The 19,911-nt window shown below is 40.0% G+C and carries 18 protein-coding genes and 1 pseudogene; 9 read left to right on the plus strand and 10 right to left on the minus strand.

The features are described 5' to 3' along the window. From H6G96_RS34640 to H6G96_RS34650, 3 genes are all read left to right on the plus strand, one after another. Positions 1–385: response regulator (locus H6G96_RS34640; RefSeq protein ID WP_190918203.1), on the plus strand; the 385-nt coding region annotated here is incomplete at its 5' end. Between the two features lie 894 nt (positions 386–1,279). Further along, positions 1,280–1,576: an FAD-dependent oxidoreductase gene (locus H6G96_RS34645; protein ID WP_242063522.1), complete on the plus strand. Its 297-nt coding sequence runs from the start codon at positions 1,280–1,282 to the stop codon at positions 1,574–1,576. A 457-nt stretch (positions 1,577–2,033) separates the two neighbouring features. Continuing rightward, a complete protein-coding gene (locus H6G96_RS34650) occupies positions 2,034–2,933 on the plus strand; it encodes an acyl-CoA desaturase (RefSeq protein ID WP_242063523.1) in 900 nt (299 codons plus the stop codon). A gap of 721 nt (positions 2,934–3,654) precedes the next feature. Here the strand turns inward: H6G96_RS34650 and H6G96_RS34655 are convergent. Both H6G96_RS34655 and H6G96_RS34660 read right to left on the minus strand, forming a co-directional pair. Beyond that, on the minus strand, positions 3,655–4,287 hold the full coding sequence (locus H6G96_RS34655; RefSeq protein ID WP_190918206.1) for a response regulator transcription factor: 633 nt from the start codon (positions 4,285–4,287) through the stop codon (positions 3,655–3,657). Next, on the minus strand, positions 4,284–5,120 hold the full coding sequence (locus H6G96_RS34660) for a trypsin-like peptidase domain-containing protein (protein ID WP_190918208.1): 837 nt from the start codon (positions 5,118–5,120) through the stop codon (positions 4,284–4,286). The genes H6G96_RS34655 and H6G96_RS34660 overlap by 4 nt, the downstream gene beginning before the upstream one ends. A gap of 119 nt (positions 5,121–5,239) precedes the next feature. Between H6G96_RS34660 and H6G96_RS34665 the strand changes: the two genes are divergently transcribed. After that, positions 5,240–5,569 (plus strand): hypothetical protein, encoded by a 330-nt coding sequence (locus H6G96_RS34665; RefSeq protein ID WP_190918210.1) that lies wholly within the window; start codon positions 5,240–5,242, stop codon positions 5,567–5,569. On the opposite strand, the gene H6G96_RS34670 is transcribed toward H6G96_RS34665, so the two are convergent. The 3 genes from H6G96_RS34670 to H6G96_RS34680 all read right to left on the minus strand — a co-directional run bounded on the left by H6G96_RS34670 (position 5,499) and on the right by H6G96_RS34680 (position 8,396). Continuing rightward, positions 5,499–6,401: a PDZ domain-containing protein gene (locus tag H6G96_RS34670; protein WP_190918212.1), complete on the minus strand. Its 903-nt coding sequence runs from the start codon at positions 6,399–6,401 to the stop codon at positions 5,499–5,501. The genes H6G96_RS34665 and H6G96_RS34670 overlap by 71 nt on opposite strands. Positions 6,402–6,687: 286 nt before the next feature. Next, on the minus strand, positions 6,688–7,572 hold the full coding sequence (locus tag H6G96_RS34675; protein ID WP_190918214.1) for an NAD(P)-dependent oxidoreductase: 885 nt from the start codon (positions 7,570–7,572) through the stop codon (positions 6,688–6,690). An 80-nt stretch (positions 7,573–7,652) separates the two neighbouring features. Next, complete coding sequence (locus H6G96_RS34680; RefSeq protein WP_190918216.1) at positions 7,653–8,396, minus strand: tetratricopeptide repeat protein; 744 nt, start codon at positions 8,394–8,396, stop codon at positions 7,653–7,655. Between the two features lie 860 nt (positions 8,397–9,256). Here H6G96_RS34680 and H6G96_RS34685 point away from each other — a divergent pair. Beyond that, complete coding sequence (locus H6G96_RS34685; RefSeq protein ID WP_190918218.1) at positions 9,257–9,784, plus strand: AbfB domain-containing protein; 528 nt, start codon at positions 9,257–9,259, stop codon at positions 9,782–9,784. Positions 9,785–9,943: 159 nt separating this feature from the next. Here H6G96_RS34685 and crtO read toward each other — a convergent pair whose 3' ends face one another. From crtO to H6G96_RS34700, 3 genes are all read right to left on the minus strand, one after another. Further along, on the minus strand, positions 9,944–11,638 hold the full coding sequence (gene crtO, locus H6G96_RS34690) for a beta-carotene ketolase CrtO (protein ID WP_190918220.1): 1,695 nt from the start codon (positions 11,636–11,638) through the stop codon (positions 9,944–9,946). Positions 11,639–11,742: 104 nt separating this feature from the next. Next, the gene (locus H6G96_RS34695) at positions 11,743–12,501 is read right to left on the minus strand and encodes a DUF2993 domain-containing protein (protein WP_190918223.1); all 759 of its coding nucleotides are present in this window, start codon (positions 12,499–12,501) and stop codon (positions 11,743–11,745) included. A 102-nt stretch (positions 12,502–12,603) separates the two neighbouring features. Further along, positions 12,604–13,980: a cytochrome P450 gene (locus H6G96_RS34700; protein ID WP_190918226.1), complete on the minus strand. Its 1,377-nt coding sequence runs from the start codon at positions 13,978–13,980 to the stop codon at positions 12,604–12,606. 707 nt (positions 13,981–14,687) lie between these two features. Between H6G96_RS34700 and H6G96_RS34705 the strand changes: the two genes are divergently transcribed. Together H6G96_RS34705 and H6G96_RS34710 are read left to right on the plus strand one after the other, a co-directional pair. Further along, complete coding sequence (locus H6G96_RS34705) at positions 14,688–15,077, plus strand: hypothetical protein (RefSeq protein ID WP_190918229.1); 390 nt, start codon at positions 14,688–14,690, stop codon at positions 15,075–15,077. A gap of 226 nt (positions 15,078–15,303) precedes the next feature. Beyond that, entirely contained in the window at positions 15,304–15,633 is a 330-nt protein-coding gene (locus H6G96_RS34710; RefSeq protein ID WP_199339828.1) for a hypothetical protein, read from the plus strand. Between the two features lie 120 nt (positions 15,634–15,753). Here H6G96_RS34710 and H6G96_RS34715 read toward each other — a convergent pair whose 3' ends face one another. Further along, entirely contained in the window at positions 15,754–16,776 is a 1,023-nt protein-coding gene (locus tag H6G96_RS34715; RefSeq protein WP_190918242.1) for a DVUA0089 family protein, read from the minus strand. Between the two features lie 739 nt (positions 16,777–17,515). Between H6G96_RS34715 and H6G96_RS41840 the strand changes: the two are divergent. After that, positions 17,516–17,673 (plus strand): annotated as a pseudogene (locus H6G96_RS41840) (transposase family protein); the annotation flags it as partial. Between the two features lie 177 nt (positions 17,674–17,850). After that, a complete protein-coding gene (locus tag H6G96_RS34725; RefSeq protein ID WP_242063524.1) occupies positions 17,851–18,087 on the plus strand; it encodes a hypothetical protein in 237 nt (78 codons plus the stop codon). A gap of 393 nt (positions 18,088–18,480) precedes the next feature. Here the strand turns inward: H6G96_RS34725 and H6G96_RS34730 are convergent, their stop codons facing one another. Continuing rightward, complete coding sequence (locus H6G96_RS34730) at positions 18,481–19,863, minus strand: cytochrome P450 (protein ID WP_190918245.1); 1,383 nt, start codon at positions 19,861–19,863, stop codon at positions 18,481–18,483. Positions 19,864–19,911 lie beyond the last annotated feature (48 nt).

Consider the following 19,911-nt stretch of genomic DNA (forward strand, 5'->3'; position numbering starts at 1 on the left):
CATCTTGGCTGTAGATGATCAAGTGGATAGCCGCGACTTAATCAGGTGGATGTTAGAAGACTTCGGAGCTGAAGTAGTAATCGTGACATCGGCAAGGGAAGCGATCGCTGCTTTAACTGAATCTCCTGGCAAATATGATCTGCTTCTAGCAGATATTGGGATGCCAGATGAGGATGGTATTTCCCTGATTCGTCAAGTCAGAGCACTTGAGCCGGAAGCCGGGGGACAAATTCCAGCAGCGGCAATCACTGCCTATGTCACTGAGCAAGAGCGGCAAAGGGCAATTGATGCTGGTTTCCAAATGCATTTAGCTAAACCGATTGAGCTTACTGAATTGGTATTTATGGTTGCAAATTTGATTGGACGAATCACAGATAATTCGTAATTCGTAATGACGCTCTCTACGAGACGCTAAAAGCGAACACGAACTCGCTACCGCTACGCTCTAAGCGGAGCTATGCCGCAGGCTTTACGTAATTCGTAATTGAGGTACAGAGCAACTAATTTTAATTATGAAAAAGTAAAAAATTTGCGGTGTCCAAATCCCCAACTTCTTAAAAGTTGTCGGGGATTTAATTTTTCACGAATAATTTAGGATTGCTATATCAAATGTTTGAATAAACGTTGAAATTACGTATAAGTTGTATAGTCTTGAATTCTGGTTAAGCTAGAAGCTTAAAAGCTTACTTATTCTGTAAGGATTGAGCAAAACTCTAAGTGATAAAAGAAGTGATTAAAGTGGAATCATTTTGTCAATAAGCTTCACAAATGAGGCTAGTCTCAACAATATGTCTTATCGAGAATAGATTAAAACAGAGCTTTAAACCGAACAATGATAAATCAAGGGTTTTGAGGATTTATTATCCCCAACTCAGGTTAATTATGGCTCTCCTAGATTAGTTCGTCGATATATATAAAATTAAAATCAATTTTCTACTTGAATATTATTCCCACAAATAAAATATCACCTTTATTGAGTATTCATGAAATTCAATATGTTCACTCTAAAAATTATAACAATGCTGCTCTATGCCTTAAGGTTAATATATATTTTCTAATTTATCAATAAAATTTATCCGTAAGATACTTTTGTTTTCTATTTAAAACGTCTATTTTAAAGATAAACATGAAAAATATGTGTATAAATCGTAATTGAGGAAAATTGTGGTTCATTCCTTAAAAGTTAAGTAGCAAGTAAAACTAACTCTTTAAATCTTGTTTTGAAGACTAATTCTGTTATCAATGTATTGCATCTCTCGAACACTATCAAGGGAAAAATATGCCTAATTTATCAGAAAAGCACATTTCTTACTGGATTGACTCGACACCCACAGCTAATTTTCCACCACTTAGCAATAATCTATCTGTAGATGTTGCAATTGTCGGCGCAGGTATTGCGGTAATCACTGCTGCAAGACTACTTAAACGTGCAGGTAAAACCGTTGCGGTAATTGAATCGCAACAAATATCTACTGGGGTTAGCGGTCATACTACAGCCAAAGTTACCTCGCTTCACCAATCGGCTTGGTACATTCAACCGGATACGGGCATCGTAATCATTCGCAAAAATCCGTAGATTGGCAGTTCACAACAGCGGATGCCCGTATCCGTCTCAAGCATCTTTATCCACAAATAGAAAATTAACAGACCACTAGTGCTTCGCCACACAAACTTTGCGTGGTGGCAAGCAGAGGGGCAGAGGGGCAAAGGGGCAGAGGTGAAAGAACTTGTACAAATCTCTCCTCTGCTCCCCTGCTCCTCTGCCGACCTCCACAAGCGCAATTTTGGGTTGGCAAACTACTAGCTTGTAGTTCGGGTTTTTTCTTTTCTGCCTTCACATGAAATACTTATCAACATAGTCCACTTCAAGGCTACTTCCTTAACTCGAGTAATGAAGCCAGATCCTAATCCCCTTGTGATTAATGACAACTACGTTTGTTTAGAAGTAAGTAGCTTACCAGATACATATGCAACCAAATACCACAAAAGAACTTGAGTTTTCTACAGCTTTAACTCCTAGGAGCCGAATAACCTTGGCGAATAAAGAGTTACAGAATCAACAAAGGTATATAGCTAGGACTACTGTATTAATCCCTTTTCTTGGCTCAGTTCTCGCCATTGGATTATTGCCGCTATTAGGGATTGGTTTGATCGAATTATCGTTGTTGGTTAGTATGTACATTTTAACGGGGCTTGGAATTACTGTAGGCTTTCATCGATACTTTGCACACAGAGCTTTCAAGTCAAACAAAGTCATAGAGATCACTCTAGCCATTCTTGGCTCTATGGCTGCTCAAGGACCTGTAATTTTTTGGGTAGCTACTCATAGATGCCATCATCAGTACAGCGATCAGCCCAACGATCCTCATTCACCTCGTCTTCATGGAAACGGAATTTATAATCAATTACGCGGACTATACTATGCCCATATTGGCTGGCTGTTTGAGAGCTTGATTGTGAATCCATTAATTTTTGCCAAAGACTTGGTTCACAACCCTACCATTGTCAAAATTAATCAGCTTTACCTAATTTGGATAATACTAGGTCTTGCTATTCCTACGGCTATAGAAGGGATTCTTACAGGAAGTAGTATTGGAGCATTCCAAGGGTTTATGTGGGGAGGAATTGTCCGAATCTTCTTATCTCACCACACGACTTGGTGCATCAATTCCATTACCCACGTCTTTGGTCGCTACCGTTTTCAAAACGCTGATCAAAGCGGAAATATTATTTGGCTTGCCATTGTAACTCTTGGAGAAGGGTGGCATAACAACCATCATGCTTTCCCAAACTCGGCAAAGTTTGGTATGAAATGGTGGCAATTTGATCTAGGTTACTGGGTTATCCGGTCTCTTGAAGTAACAGGTATGGTTTGGGATGTTAAAAGTCCAACACCAGGCATGATACAGGCTAAACAGATTACTTCTGTATAAGGCAATACTGTTAAGTTAAGGCTATGCACTGCTAAGAATTACGCAGAAATAACGAAACATATGGAAACTGCCGTCATACAAGAGCTAAGGGCAAGTATCAACAGCACCCTAACTTTTAAGTTAGGGGTTCCTTTCCCCCTTCCCCCTTCTTATTCATATCGGACCCTCTCTTAATCCTCTTATTTTGGCTAAGGTATTGATACACCATGACCTGATTTGAGGCTGTATGTCATCATTTGATATTGAATAGACTTCACGCGCGCGATGTGCAACTTAATTTTTGACCTCACTTCCATTCCTCTCTCCTTTTAGGCTACGGTGTACACACAAGTCTTATAGAGTTGCCCCAGAGCCTTTTGATCCCCCCAACCCCCCTTAAGAAGGGGGGCAAAAGTCTCTTAAAGTCCCCCTTTTTAAGGGGGATTTAGGGGGATCTCCAACGATTTTGGGTCTGTACAGAGATGTGTGTACACCGTAGCTCCTTTTAGGAGAGAGGCTTTGAATCTTACTCCCCAACGCTCGCTCTTAAGGGGCTGGGGGTTAGGTCTTTTTTTATAGTCTACTCAACTGAAAATCTCTGTATGCAAGAGACTCCATGAACACGGTGAGCGCAAAGCGCACGCTACGCGAGCACAACGAAGGAATGAAAATATTTCTTCCCCAGTCCCCAGTCCCTATTTTCAAGGCAGGTCTATTGCATTTAACCGATAATCACTACAAATCACAGCATAATCAAACCCAGTCGCACACCCACAGCAACAGCCTCGGTGCGGCTAGAGACACTGAGCTTTTGAAAAATAGATGAGAGATGAAATTTGACGGTATGCTCCGAAATGTGCAGGCTTTTAGCGATCGCTTTATTCCCTAACCCAGAGCCAAGCATACCTAAAACCTCTATCTCCCGTGGTGTCAAGGTTTGCACAGGATTTGCCACCACTTTTTCGCGGATAGATAGTAATTCTATAGCATCCGGGTGCAGTACTACCAAACCAAAAGCGATCGCCTCCACAGCAGCAACAATTTCTGATTCTGTGCTATTACTGGGCAATATCCCCCGGATACCAGAACGTAACGCTGTTTCTAAATCTATGCTGTCGAGTTCCTCAACAATAACGATCATTCCTAGCGGGTATTGCTCCTCTTGAATTAGCAGCAATTTATCCCACACTGATTGTTGAAGATTGCCACTCAAATCTACCAGCACCACATCTGGTTGTAATTGCCCAGCTTCTCTTGCCAATACATCCAAATCGGATGCACTCCCCACAACTGTCAGCCGAGGATTGGTAGCCACCACAACTGATAACCCTGCCCGCACAACAGGGGAAGTGGCAACTACCATCACTCGGATCATGTTGCCTCCACAGCAGTTTTATCAGACTGCACCTCAACATAAATCATGAATTGCTGCCCACCGCGTAGGAGTTGTAGCGGCACAGATCCTTTTCTCTCATGAAGATATTTGCTTAAATCATTCATGCTAGTGAATAATCGCCCCGAAACTCCAATTAAAACATCGCCGATTTGCACACCAGCAGTTTCTGCCGCACTGCCAGGTAAAATTGACAACACTAATAAACCCAAGCTACGCCTACTTAAAAGCACAGGTTGGAGTGTAACTCCCAGTTGCGGACGACTATTTTCCTGTAAAAAACGCTCAACGGTGCCGCTGGGAACTGCCACAGCCAAACCATTAACAATCATCGTATTTATTCCCACAACTCGACCGAGACAGTCGGCAAGTGGCCCCCCAGAATTTCCAGGATATAGCTGCAAATCAGCCATAACAGCCCGTGGATTATTTGCATAGATAATTCCAGTTGTCACAGCACCACTGTCAGCAAACGGATTACCCACCGCCAAAACTAATTCACCCACTCGTAGCGCCTCAGAATTGCCAATGGTTGCAGCAGTTAAATTAGTGGCGACAATTTTCAGGGCTGCTAAATCCTGCTGTGGATCAAATTGTGTACGCACCGCATCAAATACCCTTCCATCTGCCAATTCCACAGTTGCGCGGTTGCTGGTAGCCACATGAGCATTAGTAATAATTAGTCCGTCAGATTGCCAAATTACACCAGAACCGACTCCTAAAGAGCCGCTTTTCACTTTGACAGTGCGTAGGCGTAGTTTAGCAGCTACCTCTGTTAATTCAGCAGCAATGTTAGTTAATGTTGTGTTTGCCATGTTATACAATTTTTCCCCATGTCAAAATAAAATCAGTGAACTGACAATAGTTTTTAGTCGAGTTGGGATAATTGAGAGTGCTGCAAGATATCAGTCAACCCAACTTTGGAAAGTAAATTTTGACAGTTCCGAGTTCAGAAGCTCAACGTTCGAGCAAAAAGGTCGAAGTTCCGAGTTCAGAAGCCCAACGTTCGAGCAAAAAGGTCGAAGTTCCGAGTTCAGAAGCCCAACGTCCGAGCAAAAAGGTCGAAATTCCGAGTTCAGAAGCCCAACGTCCGAGCAAAAAGGTCGAAATTCCGAGTTCAGAAGCTCAACGTTCGAGCAAAAAGGTGGAAGTTCCAAGTTCAGAAGCTCAACGTCCGAGTTCCAAATTACGAATTACAAAGGTCGTTCGCCAACTGCGATCGCTAACTCAACTAACACTCCACCCCGGACAACTTGCACGTTGACAGTTTTACCAATGCGATCGCTATCATTAAGCAGCGCCAGTACATCACCTGTATCGCCCACAGTTACGCCATCAAATGTTACCAAAACATCGCCAAGCAGCACACCTGCATTGTCAGCTGGCCCGGAAGGCTCAACATTAACGACAATTACCCCAGTTGCAGAAGTTAAATTGAGAGCAGTTTTCAGGTTCTTTGGTAAGCGTACAGGTTGCATTCCCACACCTAAGTAGCCTTTTGAAATGTGTCCTTTTGCTACTAATTGGTCAACCACGCGATCGACTGTAACAGTAGGAATAGTCAAAGCAGTACCACGCCGCCCTGATGTATTCATGCCTACCACAAAACCAGCAGCATCTACCAACGGCCCACCTGCAAAACCAGAGTAAAGAGTGATATCTGGGCGGATGAATTGGTCAATATTTCCGCCACTCATACTCCGCCAAGCACCACTAACCACACTCACCGCACCCATCGCCGCCCTTAAGTCACCTTCGCTACCTCTTGCTAACCCTAGTACCAGATGACCAACTTTGAGCGTTTTGGCATCGCCAATTTTTGCCACAGGTATTTCTACATTTTCTAGTTTAAAAACAGCGATATCAGTGCTAGAGTCATGACCGATAAGCGTTACTGGTGCAGTGCTACCACTTGATAGAGTGATGGTAATATCGTCGTAGCGCTGGAGGGACTCATCAGAAGTAACAATAATTCCATTGCGCCAGTGAATGCCACTTGCAGAAACACGAGTACCCGCATTAACTGCAATCACACTGCTTCCAGCTTGTTCTACGGTATCAGCTAAACTGTTGGATAAAGCCAGTAATGAAGACATAAGATTTTTGTGCAAACGTTATTAGATGTTCATATCTTGCCGTTTTACCAACCCAGATGACATCGGAAAAATGGGGAGAACTCATCCTAGAAAAATGGCTAGGATTTCTATTAAGACTTTCAAGATGACTCGTAAAATAAGATTGTTTTTTCTCAGCGTTCTCTGCGCCTCTGCGGTTTAAAAATAATTTATGATGCTCCCGAACACAGAGTTGGTTGTATGAAACCACCCTACCTTTGAAAGCGGGAGGGGTTCTTTTATTATGGGTAATTTGGCGGATATGAGATTAGGAGTTAGGAATTAAAACTTCTAACTCCTCTAATTGTTCCTTTACAGATAAAGGCTGATAACCCAATGCAAAAGCTTTAGAACTATCCAAAGAAACATCTGCTGGTCTAGGTGCTGCCATTTTCACATCTTGTTGTCGGCAAGATTTAAGACCGATAGCGGGGAGTTGAAACACTTCCACTAATATTCGTCCAAAATCATAACGCGAAATTCGTTCTTTTCCACCTAAGTGAATAATGCCGTTAACTTTTTCCAATGCTAATAAAAGTCCTTTGGCAGCAGTTTTCCCACTCACTGGGGTGCGAAATTCATCTATAAATAAATTTAGTTCTTTTTCTGCTTGTAAAGTTTGAATAAATGGCTGAATAAAACTTTTAGCTGTGGGTGTTGCTGCACCAAACATTAACGGCATCCGACACACTGCGGTCATCGGGTATCTTTCCAGCATACCTGCTTCTGCCATGACTTTTTGCTCACCGTAAAGATTGACAGGACACACGGCATCTATTTCTCGATAAGGAGCATTTAAGCCATCAAAAACTAAGTCGGTTGAGGTAAAAGCACAAGGAATAGAATTATCTGCACACAGTCCGGCAATATTGCAGGATGCTGTGACGTTAATTGCGTGCGATTCTTCGGGATGGGTTTGACAAAAATTTGGTTGTGATAGTGCAGCAGTATGAATGACTGCTGTTGGTTTGGCATCACTAAATATACGCTGCAATTCTTGAAAATCTGTTAAGTTCACTTTTAGCATTTTGATGCCCGGAATCTCTAGAGAATGGAAAAAATAAGTGCCATAAACTTCCCATTCTTGTTTTGCAAGCTGGCAAAGATGCCATCCCAAAAAACCACTTGCTCCGGTGATTAACAATTTTTTCATGTCTAATCGTAAACCGTTTAAGAGAAAAAATTATTGCTACGGCAAGTTTATAGTTTACACTGAGTCCTAGCTAAATAATACTATTGAAGTAATGTCTGAAACTGTTTTTCATTACGTATTTTGCTAAAGTCTGGATCAGTTTGTGCTAATTTCTTGTATTTATCAGGAACCTGCTGGATTGCTTTGTTTAAGTTCTCAATTGCTAATTTGAGATTGCTTTGTAAAGCATAAGAACAAGCTTTGTTGTAATATGCTTGGTGTAAATCTTGCTTGATGGCGATCGCTCTATCATAAGATGCGATCGCATCTTGGTAGCGGTGTAGTTTTGTCAGAGCAATGCCTCGATTAATTAAGGCTTGATACTTGTCGGGTTGAATAGCGATCGCTTTGTCGTAAGAGCCAATAGCGTCTTTGTAGCGTTGCAACGACATTAAGGCTATGCCACGATTATACCAAGCTTCATATTTGCCGGGTTTAATGGCGATCGCTTTATCGTAGGATGCGATCGCATCTTTGTTGCGTTGCAACGATGTTAAGGCTATGCCACGGTTAATCCAAGCTTCAGGACTCTCAACTTTGATGGCGATCGCTTTGTCGTATGCTTTTATTGCATCTTCATAACGTTGTCCATCTAATAAATTATTACCTTGATGAAAGAAATCTTCTGCTTTCTGGGTAACCTTCGCTTCTATGAAAAGCTGGGTTACATTACTTTCTTGCACAACTTGTCTAGTCTTTTCTGTTGATGAGTTTGCCCCACCACTACAGCCAAATGCCAAGAAAGCTATCAAGCCAGATGCAACGAAGCAGCGCCGAAAAACCATGCTGTACCTACAGAATTTATCAAATGATGTTAAAATTTATTCGTTTTTTGAATTATCAAAATACACTAGTTTTTACCATTCATTTACTCAAATTTTGAAAAATAAGTTTGCTGATGATGCATAGATTCTGTTAAAATCAAGCGTATGTTACATTATCATATTAAATATACATAAAGCAATTGCTTAGAACCTATCTCGCTCAAAAAACAACAATTAGTGTTGTTATAGCAATCCATGCAGGAGTTACGAAGATAAATATCCCCGACTTTTTCAATAAGTCGGGGATCTAAGCCTCTAGGTGGAGAGGGAATCAAATAGGGTTGCTATATTTACGTTGCGTAGGCGTAGCTCGTTGTAGACATCTCACTTGTGTGGTATTATTAACAAGGGTGCGATCGTATTAGTACAGCACGGCGTAAATCAAGCTACCATCTCAATTAACAAGACTTGGGTCTTAAGGTGAAATTGCCACTAAGATAAGGGTTTCAAATTATCTTAGTCCCATTGAATCCTGAGACTTTATTAAGACTTTAACTTTAATATAAACTAATTTATTAGAGTTTAATTTAAATCAGTTTTGATGCAGCGACTAATAAGAGTAGTTTCATTCCACAAAGCCTTTAATCGGAAGATGGGTTATATAAAGATTTATAACTAATTTCCAAAATTCCTGGAACTAAGTATAATAATCTAATTAATTATTCCTAATGAATGAAATTAATTAAAGCTCTGCGTTGCTTTGCGTTTACTTTGCACTCGTCTGCATTTAAAAACGTGACTATTTTACGCACGCAAAGCTGTACTAAGACTAAATTTCAAATAAGAGCATTGTTGCAAATGGCATTTAAAGGATTGTAACTATGAAAACCTTTTTTGCATTAGCACTAACCCTATCAGTGCTTCCTATATCTATTTCCGCGTTAATTAATCCTGCGATCGCACAATCAACTCCTGTTGAACCTGCTGTTTCAATACGAGCATTTAATATTCCTAACTCCTATATTCGTCATCGCAATTTCCTTGGCGAAATTAGCCGCATTTCAAGTTCTCTCGACAGAGCAGACGCAAGATTTACAGTCAAGTCGGGGTTAGCGTCTTCTAACTGTGTTTCATTTGAATCCTCAAATTTAGCAGGATACTACTTAAGACATCAGAATTTGAGAATTACATTAGCTCGTAATGACAATACTGCGCTGTTCAAAAATGATGCAACGTTTTGTATAAAACCAGGTCTAGCAAGTTCAACAAACGTTTCTTTTAGCTCATATAATTTGCCTACTTACTATATACGCCACAGAAACTTTGAACTATATATTGACCCATACAGCACTAATAGTTTATTTTTAAACGATGCCACTTTTACACTAGTAGCACCGTTCACTCCGTAGCCACAGTAGCTATAGATGTCAGGAATAGCTACTCTAGCTAGTAATTGTGGTAAATATCGCGTGAGACATCTTCAGAAATTAAATATGCGTTATCTAGAACCCTTGTAGAGATGTAGTAATACTACGTCTCTACATTCGTTTCCACCAGATAAATGTCGCTTAATTAATTCCAAACACTGACTCTACAGTTGACTTAATCGAATCCCGCGCATCCTTCAAAGTTTGGCTAATGGGATGCTTTGCCTGCAAAAATACACGCGCACAATTGCGTCCCGGCATTCCCGAAATCGAACCGCCTGGATGAGTGCCAGCACCAGTCAAAAATAGATTCTCAATTGGCGTTTTATAGTTAGCTATTTCTGGCAGGGGGCGGAAAAATACCATCTGATCTAAAGTCATGTCAATATGGTAATAATTCCCTTTATACGCACCTAATCTTTCTCCTAGTTCTGCTGGACTTTCTACACGACGAGCGATCGTTGCATTCTTGACATTTGGTGCATAGTCTGCTAACTTATCGACCACCCTATCTGCAACTTTGTTTTTCAATTCATCTGTCCAACCAGTACCTTTTAAACCAGTGCCTTCTGCACCAGCAATTTGGTAAGGGGCAAAATACTCAATCCATACAGTGTGCTTACCGGGTGGTGCTAATGTGGGGTCTAAATAACTAGGCATGACCACATACATTGATGGATCAGCATCAGGAATTTCTCCCAAGCTACATTTACTATGAGCCTGTTCTACATGAGCCACAGAATCGGCAATTAAGATAGAACCAACGAGATATTCGTCTTTGTGGGCGTGGTATGGAAAGCGGAGTGGTTCGTCTAAAGCTAAGTCTATTTTTAGGATAGTTTCATTATTGTTAACGATGCGGCGTTCTAACCTTTCCCATAAATCTGGATCGGCTCCATCGATATCGCTTTTATCAGTCATTTGCAAAAATAACCGCTTGGCATCAATATTAGAAATAACCCCGTATTTAGCCCGATATTCGGTATTACCAGCCACTCGCACACCAACAGCTTTGCCATCATCAATTAGAACTTTTTCAACATGCTGGTCTGTGAGAATAACCCCACCTTTACTTGTGACTAAATTCACTAAAGCTTTCACAAGTGCGCCAGTTCCGCCGCGTGGTCTGGCCATTCCAGGATTGTGACGCATTGCCATCATAATTGCACCAATGGCCAGGGTTTTTTGCGATGGCGGCGCACCAAGTTCTGCTGCGAGTCTGGCTAATGGCGCTTTTAGAAATTCCTCATCAAACCACTCGTTAAGTAAATCTTCAGCGCTGGTTAACATGGTGCGAATAAAGTCCAGCGTTTTATTCGGGGAACCAATCATCGAAAATAAATCTTTTAATTTTTTGATATCGTAATTACCAAGGATATCTATAACTGACTTTGGCGGTGCATTAAACATAGGAACCATTGCACCGATCGCTCGTTGCCAATAATCTACAAATTCTGCGTATTTTTTAGCATCACGTTCACTATAACGAGCGATTTCTGCACAAGTTTTTTCTAGCGATTTATGTGCTAAGAAATACTTCCCATCAGGATGAGGACAGAAAACAACTGGATCGCACTCCAAATAATGCAAGCCGTATTTTTCTAGTTCTAATTCTTCAACAACTGGCCCTAAGTGAATAAATTCATGGTCAATAGCACACAAGTTAAATTTAAATCCAGGAGCCTCTTGTGGTAAACATTCTTCAGTTGTTGCTGCACCGCCTGGAACAGAACGCTTTTCTAGTAACAGGACGCTATAACCTGCTTTCAGCAAATAAGCTGCACAAACTAAGCCATTGTGTCCAGCACCGATTAGCACAACATCATACTCTTGCATAGTTGGAATTTAGAAATAAGTAGATTTTAAAAGCTTATAAAACTTTTAATAAATTTGCATCACTCCCTAGTTACAAAAAATATCCTTAACTAGTGTTAATAGCACTAAGGAGATAGTACGGTTAAGGATGATGGTATTTGCTTTACTTGAGTTTCTACCAGAAGTATTAAACTACCAATTTCTACTTTTATATCTTTAATAGAAAAGGCTATATCTTCCCATTTAAAATATGGTAGACTGATTAGCTCTTTAGCTTTATGCATAAATGCTGTAACTAATTCTATTGAAATACCCTCTCCCTCAGTGCAGTTAAAACTCTCCAACATCATGGATTGTAAATTAGTCCGTAGGCGAAGAATCACGGTGTAAGCAAAAGGGCGAGTATTTCCCATTTCTTTTAACAGTACCTTTCCCCTACATTCTATTTTGCCATCACCAAGTAAAAATACCTGAATTTTTTGCGGCTCAAAACTAACAATATCGCCATCTACATCCAACTGCAAATTTTGCATCTGGGTGCGAATTAAGTCTGAGGTCAAGGCGTGGTTAATATCTACTTCTGTAACTATAATGCGAGCTATGGCATTTACTGGCTCATTAAGTTCTATTTGACCAAAAATAGCGCTGAAGGGATTAATGGCAATACTTTCTGTTTGCAGTTTTATTTCCTGTACCCGAAGGCCTTCTTGGATTACTAATCCTTGGCCTGCAACCGAAACTCCATCCGCCTGTCCCTGAACTATTTTCAAAAGATCGGTTTGTACATCTATTTCTATTTCTTCTACTGTATCTAGCTCTTGGGATACTCTCCTTTCAGCTTCCTGTGATAGAAATTTTTCCTCCAACCGATTCTCATCAGGCATGAATTAGTAATCTCCTAAATTTCCTCTTACTAGTTACTGTAAGGGCTAGGTACTAGCAAGCGAATCTACATTGCGGTATATGCAAGTCGGAGGATTGAATAATCAAGTAGAAAGTATTGTTTGTTTTTTAAGTTTTGCTTTTTTGGCAACAGCCATTTTTACACCGCCGCTAGGGACAATTGTAATACCACGACGGATTGGATGTACTGGACGTTTATCAGTAAGGTTTAGTTCAAAATGCGATAATATTATGGCTGTGACTAATTTTAGCTCATACATAGAAAATGCGGCACCAATGCAACCACGATAACCACCACCGAAAGGTAAATATTCGTAAGGTGAAAATTTGTGGTTGAGAAATCTATCTGGACGAAACTGTTCTGGTTCTGGATAAGTTTCGGCTCTCCGATGTGCTAGATGAATACAGGGAACTAAAACTGTTTCTGATGTAAATTCATGTCCCATAATTTCTACTTTATCTTTTACCATTCGCGGTGTGCAAATTAAAGCAATAGGATGAATTCGCAGTGTTTCTTGACAGACGGCGGTGAGATAAGGTAGTTGTGCAATTGTTTCAGGATTTGTGATATCATCCAGAGTGTTTAGTTCTTGCATTAACCGATGTTTCATCTCTGGGTGAGAGTGAATCAAATAAAATATCCAGGCTAATACGCCAGATGTAGTTTCATAACCCAACAATAATAATGAAACTAGTTGATCGCGTAATTCCTCATCTGTCATTTGTTGTCCATTTACGTCATGCGCTGACATCAGCATACTGAGAATGTCTGTACGCGTAGCATCATTTTGCGAACGTCTTTCAGAAATTTCTGCATAAATAAGTTTGTCGATTTGCTCTCGTCTTTTTAGGAACATTCCCCAAGGACTCCATGCACCTAAATCTTTTTGCAGCAAAGGAAAGAAAAACAGGCTAGAATACCAAGGTTTAGTTACGTCTTCTAATAAAGAACTCAATTTTTCTTTTAATTCTTGGTAACGCGCACCATGAGTAATACCAAATACTACCTGTAAAATAATTTCTAAAGTTATATTTGACATTAAGTGATGTATACAAATATTTTTACCTAATGTCCAATCTTGTATTAGTTTTTCAGTTATTTGACAAATTCCTTGTCCATAAGACTTTAAATTATCGCCATGAAATGCTGGTAGTAATAACTGCCTCTGCTGTTGGTGCGATCGCGCCTCTTGAAATACAATAGAATTCTCTCCAAACAAAGGTTTAAATACATGAGTTGCTTTCTTAAAATCTAACTGTTGTGCAGGTATAGCAAAACAATCACTAATTGCTTGGGGATGGCTAAAAAATACTATCGGTGGCGACTTTAAACCCATTACCTGTACTGTGAAAATATCATCATACTTAGCAGCTTTGCTTTCTAAAAATTTTGTAGGTTGAGCAATTAATTGCAGAGTTTGTAGCAATGCTGGCGTGCGTAAATTATCAAGTACTTTCATTATTTATTCGATATTTTTAGAACTTAGTAAACTGTAAATAAGCCAATAAGCTTAAGGTAATGCTTTATCCCCTAACTCTCATTTTGAAAGAAAGAATTAGAAAAAGCTTGAAAAAACTTTTAAGAGAATTTTAGCGAAAAATCCTACTAATTGAAACGTATTGGCAAATAAAATCATTATTTGTTACAAGGACAATAATAATATTTTTTCAGAGTCTTTAGAAGTATTTACAGAAAAAACTTACTAAATATATTTTGGATGGATGCCCAGTTAGATTAAGTATTTTGATTATATTCAAATGTCTTGTATTGGTGTATAATGCCAAATTTAAAATCCATTCTTTCTATAGTTGCTATATATTCAAATTCCCCATAGTCCTGATTAAAAAAGGACTATGAAGAATTATGTAGAAAGTTTGAAAATCTATCTAAATGTATAGACGAGAGTTCTATCACAATCAAAATGGAAAATTAGTTCTTAAAAGGGGCGATCGCCTTCCACTTGGGGCAATTGTAAAGGGACTATAAGTTCTATGCCGGATTTAGGCCTACTTGGGTACAACATTAACTTTTTGGCAAGCGATCGCGGAGCCTAGTAAAGCAGAAATCTATAAAAACATCCTAAAACTGATAAATCTCTTGCTCACAAGTTCCTCAAATTGTTCCTATATTTTTAAAGTGAACTAACCCCAATTCACCAGCACTCATATGGAATACCTCTGCTATCTTGCAAATACTAGCCTTACACTACGGTTGGTTGAATACCTGCATGGTAGACCTCAACTCAAAGTCAGTTTTGTCACTGTGATTAATACTATTGACGGCTGGGTGATTAGAGTCAGACTGAAGCATCAACTATCACATAAAGAAGATGGTAATTTCAGGTCAATCTTAAGTGAATTAGGAAGTAGTTACTCACCACCAAAGCGGGTACAATTGGCACTTTGGAGTTTAGCTGGCGGACAGTCCCCTGTTGATGTCATGCGTCGCTACCAGGTTGCTGTAGTTTCTCATGGTCAGCCACAAAAAGAGGAGATAGAAACGTTCCAGCAACATTTCATCAAAGGATTGGGTTACTGTCCACCAACCTTGGCTTGACCTCAGATTATTTCTTGCACTAAACTCTATTGACGCGGTTGTTGCCAGAAAATTAAAGGTAAATGAATTTATAGAGCTTTTAACAAAACCAATTAATAAACGGGATTTCTGGGACTTGAATAAGGAGAAAGAGCAGACTTGAAGGAACGAGCGCCTATCTTGTAGTGCGATCGCCATCTTGTAAGATGCATTACTTCGTTAACTCAATCACCCAATGGTTTATTGATTGGGCTTTGGCAAGAGCGAGGAGCGATCGCTGCCTCAGTCGTACAGAAACCAACAGAGCGTTGAAAATTTTGAGATCAATTCTGCTAGTGGTACTTTTTATCGTCGCTTACGTTCTCGCCTTGGTACGCCCAAAGCTATCACTGCTACTGCTCATAAGCTGGCACGAATTTTTTACCGACTTTGGACGAATGGAGGTAAATATCAAGATCCTGGCATGGATTATTATGAGCAACGTTACCAAGAACGAGTTATCAATAACCTACAGAAAAAGGCTCTAGCTTTAGGTTTTGAGCTTACTCCTCAGCCCCAAGCAAATACTGTTTCTTAAAAGAGGGATAGATCGGTTGCTTGGTCCTCAAACTAGTAAAACTTTTTACTCATTATACTCAAGCAACCGATCTAGAAAAATACCGGAGAATAATCAATTTAGAAACGTAATTTCAGGCATCTAGACACCGAAATCGAAGCCAGTTGTAAAATCTGTTGGAACCCCACTTCCTTGAATAATTGCAATTAAGTCGTTTTGAAAAAATAACCCTGTTCCTACAGGTAAACCAGCAGGAGATTCACCCAAGGTAAACGTAGGAGAATTAGACTCAACCCCAACTAATTCAATCGTGTAGTCACCGCTTGAGTTTCCGGTACCTCTGAAGGAGTTAAGTGTGTCTCCAACTGGATTGCTTGGATCGTTATTGAAGCTCGAAATTCCCAAATAGTAGGTTCCAGAATCTAATGATAAACCCGTAAGCTCTGATTGAAGGCTGCTGGCGTCATCATTTTGTGCGAGCAAAACGCCATCCTCGTCAAACAAAAACAACTGTGTGTCAAATTCAGCTGCATCAGTTGTTGTTGCAGAAAACTGTGCACCTGCTGTTAAATTGATTTGGTACAAGTCAACATCGTTATTATTATCAATTGTGCCAGAAATACTATCTAGCGGTGTTGTGCCTGGTGGAATAACCTGGCTATTAGAAATAGTTTCTCCTGCATCGCCCCTTTCATTCACATTACCATTAACTCCAAGATTAGGTAGTTCTATTACATCGCCCTCGTTAACATTGAAGTCAGTAATGCGGGTAAAGTCACTATTACCACTAGCCGCATTGAAAATGTTATCGGTCAACCCTTGCCTAAGCACGAATCTATCCCTTCCAGTGCTACCAGAGAGGACATCATTTCCCTGGCTACCACGAAGTATGTCATTGCCACCTCCACCATTAAGGGTATCAAGCCCAAGGCCACCATCAAGGGTATCAAGCCCCGATCCACCATTAAGTATGTCGTTGCCAGTTCCACCTTGCAGGCTATCATTTCCAGTACCACCATTAAGGTTATCAAACCCAGGACCACCATTAAGTATGTCGTTGCCACCGAGCCCGTCCAAAGTATCATTGCCACCGAGACCGTTCAAAGTATCAGCGTTTGGACCGCCGGTAAGAGTATCATTACCTTTTGTGGGGAAGGTTGCCATATATTTTACCTTGTTGCCTAAGGAAGAACTTGTGTAATAGAACTGTCGTGGCTACTAGCAATTTATTGTAAACAGCTAAATTTGTTGTAGCAGAACCAATTGAATTGACTAAAAAGCCACCAATGAGAGTTACGCTTTATGCAAATACATTTAGTTGTCAGCCAGAAAAATCGGTAGTTGAATTAAATAGCAATACATTAAATAATTCCTAACAACTAATGTTTGCACTCAGCTTACGATTTCAACAATATCTGTATTAGGTTCCCTGCGGATGAGAAGAAATATTTCTTTTTTGCCTTAATTTTGTAAAATTTATTTAAGAGGTAATGTTCCAGAGGAAACGCATCTAATTTGTTTTGACAAAATGTAACTTATATAGATGGGAAAAAAGGAAAATATTAGTAGGTTAATATCAATTTAATAGATGTATACAAAGAAGACTGATGGCAAAAAAGTGTTAGTAGGTTAATATCAATTTAATAGACGTATATAAAGAAGGCTTGATGATAAATTCGTTTCTATAAGAATCAATAAAATGGGATGAAGTGGTATTATCAATTCATTTGAATGAGACAAAATTTAGAAATAAAGCTACCACAAAAAATCACAATTGCAGATAATTTTAAGAGGATGCTTGAAAAGTCCTTTTATCGGTATCAAAAGTTTTAGATCCCCCTAAATCCCCTTTAAAAAGGGGACTTTGATTCCGGTCCCCCCCTTTTTAAGAGGGTTAGGGGGGATCAACAAGTGCCTAAAATCACAGCCAAAGACTTTTCAAACAACCTCTAAAGATTTAGAAGATAAAAGAGTTGAGCGCACCAAAAAGCATAAATTAATTGATATAGTTACCATTGCGATTTATGTAGTGATTTGTGAGCAGATAGTTGGGTATTGATAGGAGGACGGATGCTCATTTGACCCCGTTACATCACTGAAAGTAGAATGCCTAAAAAGCAACGTATTTGCACTAATTTCAATCGCCGATTCCACGAATGAATAAAATCGTGTAATTAATAATTTTAGCTGTTTGAAAGTTGAGAAATCAGTCTGCTGCACCTTCATTAAATCACCACAATGCATCGAATTTTAATATTTGGCAATTCCGGTTATGGAAAAAGCACTCTTGCAAATAGACTTGGTAAAGACTTCAGGATTCCAATTCTTGCTCTCGATACTATCGTTTGGGAACCAAACCAAATTGCCATCCGGCGGACTCAAAAGGATTTAGCAAAGGATCTACAAGACTTTATAGAAAATAATATTTATTGGATAATGGAGCAAATGTTATTGCATTTGCAACAGCGTTGGTAACTGAACCAAACCAGTACGACTGATACGATCGCAATTGGGGAGAAGAAGCCAATGTCGCGCAATAGAGATGCACAACTGAAGCTTTCAAAACCATTGATAAGTCTCGGCTGTGGCAATAAAAGTAAGAAATTTGGGGTTATATTTTCTTACTTTTGGAAGTATTGTTTCTATCTGCTATCTTGAAGCGATCGCCGCAGTGAGCCGCGACTTCGCAAGAACAGTGCGAGACAATGGTGACTGTAATCCTTTATGGATAAAGCTTTGAAGTCAGTATGAACTACCATTGCTTAATTTTTGCTCATTGCTACTAAATTTCATAAAAAAAACCCTCATAAATACTATGAGGGCATTCTATAGAACATTTGCTGAACGCAACCATCAAACCCCTCAGTATCAAACAGTGCTTGTCTGTAGAATAGGAGACTTCACGCGACGTTGACTTGTGACAACCATCTCAATGGGACGATCTGGGCCTGTTACCAAACCACGGCGTTTAGGTTGTATTTCACCGTTGTCAATTAGTTCTAATTCCAGGCTGGAAAGGATTTTGGCGAGTGCTAGCTTCATTTCCAACTGGGCAAATGCTAGACCAATACAACGCCTTGCACCACCGCCAAAAGGCAAATATTCATAGGGAGAAAATTGCCGTTCTAAAAAGCGTTCTGGCTTAAACTGCTTGGGTTCTGGGTAAATATCTTCTCTCTGGTGGGTTAAATAAATAGAACCAACTATGGATGTACCCGGTTCCAGTTCGTAACCGCCTAGCGATATTGGTGTTCTTACTACCCTTGGAAAAGTTAGTATACCCACTGGGTAAATTCGCAATGTCTCGGAACAAACAGCGTTAAGATAAGGTAATTTGAAAACGGTGCTGGGGTCTGGGTTATCGCCCAAACTATCTAATTCTTGCAGTAACTTTTGGCGCACTGATGGTACTTTGTGAATCCAGTATAATGCCCATGCTAAAGCTGTCGCAGTGGTTTCGTGGCCGGCTACTAACAGAGTCATCAATTCATCGCGCAACTCTTCATCAGTCATGGGTTGACCTGCTTCATCCCTAGCAGCCATGAGTAAGCTAAGAATATCTGTGCGTGATGAATCTGGTTGTTCTCGACGTTCCTGAATTTCCTCGTAAATGAGTTTGTCAGCTTGTTGTTGACGGCGCACCTGCTTTCCCCAGAAGTTAATCGGACCAAAATCCCTTTGCAAAGCGGGGAAATAAAGCAAAGCCACAATTAACCGAGAACTAGCCTTTTCTAAAAGAACACCCAAAAATTCCTGTAATTTTTCGGCGCGAGTCCCTTCGTGTAGCCCAAATACAGCCTGCATAATCACGCGTAGGGTAATGGCTTGGGTAGCAGACCGAATATTGAAGGGTTTGCCTATTTGGTATTGGCTGATGACTTTTTGGGTAACATCGGTAATCACCTGGCTATAGTTTCGCATTTTTTCGCCGTGAAAAGGAGGCATTAACAACTGGCGTTGGCGTTGATGTTCAGCCCCGCTAATGGTAATCACAGAATGCTTACCTAGCAAAAACTCAAACACATCATTCACATCACCTGGCGCTTCTAGTTCCTTGGTATCATTTGTTAAAATCTGCTGTTGCGCTTGGGGGTTGCTGACAATCACCAAAGGAGGAGAATTTCTTTCTAACTTGATAGTAAAAGTTTCCCCATACCTTTTGGCGCAAGCTTCCATAAATGACATGGGATTAATAATCCAGCGCACCATCTGTAAAAAAGCTGGCATTTGCGGGCCATTAGGTAATTTCATAATTTTTTTTGCTACTTAATATTTTTTGCTACTTAAACTAACTGAAAT

It is taken from the genome of Nostoc sp. FACHB-892 (assembly GCF_014698795.1).
In the GTDB taxonomy this organism is placed as follows: Bacteria; Cyanobacteriota; Cyanobacteriia; order Cyanobacteriales; family Nostocaceae; genus Nostoc.